This window comes from Ruegeria sp. HKCCD6119 (genome assembly GCF_013110585.1).
Lineage (GTDB): Bacteria > Pseudomonadota > Alphaproteobacteria > Rhodobacterales > Rhodobacteraceae > Ruegeria.
On sequence record NZ_WVQV01000013.1, the window covers coordinates 69,722 to 75,994 of the forward strand.

8 protein-coding genes are annotated in these 6,273 nt (G+C 53.4%); 3 read left to right on the forward strand and 5 right to left on the reverse strand.

Annotated features, from left to right (window positions below):
* Positions 1 to 67 precede the first annotated feature (67 nt).
* Both GS611_RS19130 and GS611_RS19135 read left to right on the forward strand, forming a co-directional pair.
* A complete protein-coding gene (locus GS611_RS19130; RefSeq protein WP_171638095.1) occupies positions 68 to 280 on the forward strand; it encodes a DUF1127 domain-containing protein in 213 nt (70 codons plus the stop codon).
* A 622-nt stretch (positions 281 to 902) separates the two neighbouring features.
* Positions 903 to 1,232, forward strand: a complete 330-nt coding sequence (locus tag GS611_RS19135) for a hypothetical protein (RefSeq protein ID WP_171638096.1) — start codon at positions 903 to 905, stop codon at positions 1,230 to 1,232.
* A 213-nt stretch (positions 1,233 to 1,445) separates the two neighbouring features.
* Here GS611_RS19135 and GS611_RS19140 read toward each other — a convergent pair whose 3' ends face one another.
* From GS611_RS19140 to rpsJ, 5 genes are all read right to left on the reverse strand, one after another.
* Positions 1,446 to 2,828, reverse strand: coding sequence for an ATP-binding protein (locus tag GS611_RS19140; protein ID WP_171638098.1), 1,383 nt, complete (start codon positions 2,826 to 2,828; stop codon positions 1,446 to 1,448).
* 148 nt (positions 2,829 to 2,976) lie between these two features.
* Positions 2,977 to 3,273, reverse strand: coding sequence for a 50S ribosomal protein L23 (locus GS611_RS19145; RefSeq protein ID WP_008757532.1), 297 nt, complete (start codon positions 3,271 to 3,273; stop codon positions 2,977 to 2,979).
* On the reverse strand, positions 3,270 to 3,887 hold the full coding sequence (gene rplD, locus GS611_RS19150) for a 50S ribosomal protein L4 (RefSeq protein WP_171638100.1): 618 nt from the start codon (positions 3,885 to 3,887) through the stop codon (positions 3,270 to 3,272). Before rplD ends, GS611_RS19145 begins: the two co-directional genes overlap by 4 nt.
* Positions 3,884 to 4,609 carry a 50S ribosomal protein L3 gene (gene rplC, locus GS611_RS19155; RefSeq protein WP_171638102.1) on the reverse strand — a complete coding sequence of 242 codons (726 nt, stop codon included), beginning with the start codon at positions 4,607 to 4,609 and terminating at the stop codon, positions 3,884 to 3,886. Before rplC ends, rplD begins: the two co-directional genes overlap by 4 nt.
* Before the next feature lie 15 nt (positions 4,610 to 4,624).
* Complete coding sequence (gene rpsJ, locus GS611_RS19160) at positions 4,625 to 4,939, reverse strand: 30S ribosomal protein S10 (RefSeq protein WP_008756422.1); 315 nt, start codon at positions 4,937 to 4,939, stop codon at positions 4,625 to 4,627.
* Positions 4,940 to 5,348: 409 nt separating this feature from the next.
* Between rpsJ and GS611_RS19165 the strand changes: the two genes are divergently transcribed.
* Positions 5,349 to 6,158: a hypothetical protein gene (locus GS611_RS19165; protein ID WP_171638103.1), complete on the forward strand. Its 810-nt coding sequence runs from the start codon at positions 5,349 to 5,351 to the stop codon at positions 6,156 to 6,158.
* Positions 6,159 to 6,273 lie beyond the last annotated feature (115 nt).

Below are 6,273 nucleotides of genomic sequence, written 5' to 3' on the forward strand. Positions count from 1 at the left end.
TGTCCAATGAAGGAACTCAAAAGGAAACGTCAGGGAATACGCCCTGATACGAGAAAGGAATACAGAGATGACAACTGCAACACTGACCCATACCGGCTTCAACTTCGGCACCCGGATCGCTGACATGGTCACACGGATCAAAACAGCCCGTGCACGTGCTGCTGAGTATCAGCGCACCTATACCGAGTTGCAGCGCCTGACCAACCGCGAACTCGATGACATCGGCATCCGCCGCTGCGACATTGCAGATATTGCGCACAAGCATGTTTATTGCTCGTGATCGCGGATATCCCAGTGCAAGACACAAAGGCGCCGCACGGCGCCTTTTCTGTTTCCGGGAGAAGCCCGCAGAACGGCCACAGAGCACCTGAGCGCCCCCTCATTCTGCCGAATTACGCTACCCCTACTGTGTGACGCTAATATCGGGTCCATGCCCCCTGCTGGATGTCGGGGACTATGGCACCGTCTCAAAGCTCGTGACTCGACCGAACATGGCAAGGCCGCAGTATGCGTGTGCCCTCTGCTGACGCGCCGGAGGCCACCAGACCCTATGGTCGCCTGCGGCAGCTGCTGGGGCATGACGCGGGCCGAAACGTCTTGAAACACACGGTGTCCGGATTGGCATTCCACACTTGAACAGGTTGATCGGGTGGTTTGTCATCTGCACCTTTATCTTCTGCAACGCGCAGTCCTGGTCGCAGTGATCCACGAACCGACGGGCCGCGTGCGTTAAGCTGAGCAGGCAATGCCCTTGCGGACGATTCTCGATGTAACGGGCAGCTCAAAAGGGGACGTGGCCGGTGCATGAAACCTGGAGATACGCAGGCGCAGATCTGCCGTTGCGTGTTCCAACAACGTGCCAGACGTCTGGGCGACCCGGACGAATCGGTCTTTCAGACCGCATGGCGACCCATCGTCAAAGAAACCGTATCCACATCGGCACGGTCCTATTTAAGGCCATCGGAAACGGACAACGGCCCCATCTTTTTATCGGCAACCTGAAAACGGGCTCGGCGCTGACACCGCGCATTTGTTTCCAACGCCAGACGGCGCAGAATTTCGGGGCTGAAATGAAATCGGCGCCGACGGGTGAAGCCGCCGGGGCCGTGATCAGCCGCTCATGTTGGGTCAAAAACCGGTGCTCAGAACGATTTCATTGCTCTTTTCCAGAACTGCACCTGACGTCCAGCCGTCTTTGCGGCGATCAAAAATATCGCGCTTATACGACTTGAGTGCCATGCTTTCTGTCTTCCGTTTAGCAAGTGCAGGGAGTTTCCCCGCTATGTGATAGGCCCCCGCAGGTGCCAAAGGTATAGGGCCCCGAAAGTCCCCGGTTCAAAATATCTAAGGCCCCGGAACGAATCCGAGGCCGTAAGATTGGGTGCGTGAAACAGGGTTGGGGGTGGGTGTCTATAGGGGATACCGGCGTCTAAGAGGTGTAAGCACTACTTTGTTCTCCTCCACGCCGACTTTGGCCCCCTCAGTTCGGGTATTTGCTCTAAAAGCCCGGCATCTCGAAGCTTATAGAATTCAACTTTCACCAAATTTTCGGACTTGATTCCGGTTATCTCTCTTGCCTGCCGATTTGTTATTCGATCGTGCGCCTTCAGGAATTCCAGTATCGCTTCGCCCGGCGTCGCCAACGGAGTATGGGGCAGTCTCACGACAACATAGTTGCCTTCCTCGAAGATAGTTGGGCTTTTCAGACCAAACTCCTTCATCTTTTGGAAAGTGGTATTCAGCCCTTCTCCTAGATCCTTATTTGGCGCTTCGCGATATCTATTCAATGTTCTTACAATCTTAGGGTTCCTTGAAAATCGAGCGTCCAGAATGTTTTCAACAGTAACATAACCCGGCAGCTTTCCCGGACTGTGAATATCGATGCGATCATCAAAGATGTAGATTTGCACATCATCAGAAATCGAGTAGTCACGGTGAATGATCGCGTTTACTACAGTTTCCCAGATGGCTTCTGGCGGATAATCGAGTGTGCCTATACCATCAGTTGTCCAAACTTTGACTTGAGACATCAATTCTGTGATCTCTCGAACAGTTTGAGCAATTAGCTCGTAGAGCGGACCTTCAATGGTTCTTTGCTCCGCCAAGTGATCGCGCTCCGGATCGTCTTCCCGAGTTTCATATCTCGAAATCTTTACGGCGCATTTTCGAGGCATTACGGCACTTGGAACCGGGTGGAACAGTAGTGCAGCTGCGGCCCGCACTTCCCAAGTTTTGTAGTCGACCAAATTTTGATTGATCACAAACTCCAAAGCATCTGTTTTGGGCGAATAATCTGCAAGAAACTTTTGAACTTCGGCTGAATCCGTTATCAACTCTGTCGGCAATCCATCAAGAATACTGTCTTCGAAAGACTTTGCACCCTTCGAGAACGTAAGCTCCTGAATCCGTGCCGGATCCTTTACTGTAATGGATTGAGCACCATGGCGGACTATCACTCGTCCGTCTGACGTTGATAAGACCTCTGCAGACTTTTCAATTGTAATTCTGAGAAGATAACCTTGACCTACATCACATGTCAGAAGTTCGTATTGAGCGTTTACAGCCGGTTTGACTTCAAAAACTGCCTGCAGCCCAGAGTTCATCGCTTCGATTTCTGAGAAACCGTCCCATCGCTCCGCCGGAGACTCCGCCACGGCCTTATCTTTTATTCCGACAATGAACTCACCACCATCCGCATTTGCAAACGCAACGGCGACTTTCTGGATGCCGCGGCCGTCTATTTGCTTGGACTTGTGATCAAAAAAGTGGCTCTCCTCTCGTTCGGCAATTTGCTCGAATTCTGCAATGGAAATCTGTGTCGTTTTCAAATCATGTCACCAGAATCTTAGTTTCCCTTTGGAACGTATGTCCCGGTTTGGGCAAAATCTACCTGAAATTCTCCATCCAATGGGCAGACCTAACAAAAAAACCCCCGCTTGCGCGGGGGCCTTAATCTCTCTCCAAAGACGGGTTCGATCAGAGACCGGTGGACACGTCGATGGTGTTGCCCTCTTCCAGGGTCACATATGCTTTCTTGACGTCTTTCCGACGGCCCAGCTGGCCGCGGAACCGCTTGACCTTGCCTTTGGTCACGGTGGTGTTCACCGCTTTGACCTTCACACCAAACAGCGCCTCGACGGCCTCTTTGATCTGCGGCTTGTTGCTGTCGATCGCCACTTCAAAGACAACCGCGCCGTTTTCGGACGCCATGGTCGACTTTTCGGTGATGATCGGCTTGCGGATCACGTCGTAGTGTTCTGCCTTCGCGCTCATTTCAGACGAGCCTCCAGTGCTTCGACAGCCGCTTTGGTGAGCACCAGAGTGTCACGCTTGAGGATGTCATAAACGTTTGCACCCATCGACGGCAGGATATCCAGACCTTCGATGTTGCGCGACGCCTTCAGGAACCCTTCGTTCACGGTCGCGCCGTCGATGACCAGAGCGCGTTTCCAGCCCAGGTTTGCAACCTGTTTGGCCAGTGCGGCGGTCTTGCCTTCGGCTTCGGCGTTCTCGATCACAACCAGTTCACCTGCTTTGGCTTTGGCCGACAGAGCGTGGCGCAGGCCAAGCTTGCGGAACTTCTTCGGCAGGTCGTGGCCGTGCGAACGCGGGGTCGGGCCCTTGTAGATACCACCCTTGCGGAAGATCGGCGCGTTACGGTCACCATGGCGTGCGCCACCGGTGCCCTTCTGGCGATAGATCTTCTTAGTCGAGTAGCTGGTTTCCGAGCGGGTCTTGACCTTGTGGGTGCCGGCTTGCGCGTTGTTGCGCTGCCAACGGACCACACGGTGCAGGATGTCCGCGCGCGGCTCGAGGCCGAACAGGTCTGCATCCAGCTCGATGTCGCCGGCCTTGCCGCCGTCCAGTTTGATTACATCAAGTTTCATGCTTCACCACCTTCCGCGGATACTTCTTCCGCAGGTGCTTCGGTTGCAGCCGATTTCACAGCAGCCGGGAAAGGCAGGCCTTCCGGTGCTTTCTTCTTTACGGCGTCCTTGACGGTGACCCAGCCCGATTTCGGTCCGGGAACGGCGCCTTTGATGAAGACCAGACCACGGTCGGCGTCGGTTTTGACAACCTCGAGGTTCTGGGTGGTAACACGGGCAGCACCCATGTGACCGGCCATCTTCTTGCCTTTGAACACCTTGCCCGGGTCCTGACACTGACCGGTCGAACCGTGCGAACGGTGGCTGATCGAAACACCGTGCGAGGCGCGCAGACCACCGAAGTTGTGGCGCTTCATTGCACCGGCAAAGCCTTTACCGATCGAGGTACCCGAAACGTCAACCTTCTGACCAGCCAGGAAGTGTTCTGCCGAGATTTCGGCGCCCACTTCGATCAGGCCATCTTCGGAGACGCGGAACTCAGCCAGCTTACGCTTGGGCTCGACCTTGGCAGCGGCATAGTGACCGCGCATGGCTTTCGAGGTGCGTTTTGCCTTGGCAGCACCGGCGCCCAGCTGAACGGCGGTGTAGCCGTCTTTTTCAGCGGTCCGCTGTGCAACGACCTGCAGGTTGTCCAGGTGAAGAACGGTCACAGGGATCTGCTTGCCGTCTTCCATGAACAGGCGGGTCATGCCAACTTTTTTTGCGATAATACCAGAGCGCATTCTCATACCCTCCGATTACGACTGCAACTTGATCTCGACGTCCACACCAGCAGCGAGGTCGAGCTTCATCAGCGCGTCAACGGTCTGGGGGGTCGGATCAACGATGTCGAGAAGACGCTTGTGCGTGCGGATCTCGAACTGGTCGCGGGATTTCTTGTCAACGTGAGGGCCACGGAGAACCGTGAACTTCTCGATCTTGTTCGGCAGCGGGATCGGGCCGCGCACGTTCGCGCCGGTCCGCTTGGCAGTGTTGACGATCTCTTGCGTGCTGGCATCCAGAACGCGATAGTCAAATGCCTTCAGCCGAATACGGATGTTTTGGCTTTGCATATTAACAGCCTTTTATTCAGGCGTTGGAGTTGAGAGGAGGACAGACGCGCATCGCCAACCCTCATCGAACCCAAAAGGCGGGAATCACCCCGCCTTGACGTTCTTATTGAGAACTCGCGCGAAATACAGGGGTTGGTGGGGTTTGGCAAGGGGCTAAAGTCGTAAACCGCGTGGTCTCTCCACCAAGGGATAATTTCAAACGGTATTATATTGAAGACTCAACTTTAGATTGAAATTCTTAGCATGTGAGATATTGCTGGTGCAGCAACGGCTTAATAGGGATTATCCAAAAAATAGGCCGCTCAATTGAGCGGCCTTTTCTTATAGCGTCGGGGGTCCGTCACGAAAGTCGCGCTGCCGACCATGTATCCCGACGTTTCAAGACTGTATGTAGTAAAGGAAAATACTAATGTCAAGGTTTCTATCCCCTTCGGATACAAACGAAATTTCAGGTTTTCTTTCTGCCCCTCGGCTGGGAACCTTCCAAGCGCTGACAAAGCAGCAAAAACCAGAGGATGCCATCGAGCTACATCAAGCGACGATGAGTTTAGGTGTCTCGATCATGGCTGTTACAGGGTTAATTGAGGTCGCAATCCGAAACTCAGCCTGCAACGCTTTGAACGATGCTTTCCAGGTTTCCGATTGGCTCACAAACCCACCTACCTCACTCAACTGGTCCGCCATAGAAATAAGCTCAATCAAAAAAGCTACAAAAAATGCCCAAAGAGCAAAGTACTCCAAACTCACCGGTCAGCAAAAGTCGGCGTTAGACGCAGTAGCGTTCCCAAATGGCAAACCGCAAGGTATTAAACACAGGAAGATTGCGGAAAAAAGACAATCAACGATAGCGGTCTCTGAAGGAGAAATCGTTGCGCAACTCACAATGCACTTTTGGAAGCGTCTTTTTTCTGACAACTACGAAAACACCCTTTGGAAAAGAGGACTCAAGCGCGTTTTTCCTAATAAGCAACTTAGCCGCGCTGCAATTGCGAAGGAACTCGAAGTAATTTACCAGACACGCAACCGGCTGGCACATCACGAGCCCGTCTACGGTGGGAGGTTATCGGAAACGCTCTATGCTATAGATTTTGTATCAAAGAATCTCGGCAGTCGCAAACCAAGTACTGAAAGCCCTTTCCATAAGCTGGTTTTGCCCCAACTGGATATTTTGGCAGGCCAAGTCGCGATTTTTCGGTCAACCTTTACAAGGCTTTCTTAACACAGTTGTCTCCTGAACAAGAAAAAGGGCGTCCCGAGGGACGCCCTTTCTTTGAGTATTGGCAAAGCCGACTTACTCGATGATTTTCGACACGACGCCGGCGCCGACGGTGCGG

What these genes read in the sequence shown, in the direction of transcription:
- GS611_RS19135 (WP_171638096.1), top strand. Translation starts at nt 903, where the DNA reads ATGGCGACCCATCGTCAAAGAAACCGTATCCACATCGGCACGGTCCTA.
- rplC (WP_171638102.1), bottom strand. Translation starts at nt 4,609, where the DNA reads ATGCGCTCTGGTATTATCGCAAAAAAAGTTGGCATGACCCGCCTGTTC.
- GS611_RS19130 (WP_171638095.1), top strand. Translation starts at nt 68, where the DNA reads ATGACAACTGCAACACTGACCCATACCGGCTTCAACTTCGGCACCCGG.
- rplD (WP_171638100.1), bottom strand. Translation starts at nt 3,887, where the DNA reads ATGAAACTTGATGTAATCAAACTGGACGGCGGCAAGGCCGGCGACATC.
- GS611_RS19165 (WP_171638103.1), top strand. Translation starts at nt 5,349, where the DNA reads ATGTCAAGGTTTCTATCCCCTTCGGATACAAACGAAATTTCAGGTTTT.
- rpsJ (WP_008756422.1), bottom strand. Translation starts at nt 4,939, where the DNA reads ATGCAAAGCCAAAACATCCGTATTCGGCTGAAGGCATTTGACTATCGC.
- GS611_RS19145 (WP_008757532.1), bottom strand. Translation starts at nt 3,273, where the DNA reads ATGAGCGCGAAGGCAGAACACTACGACGTGATCCGCAAGCCGATCATC.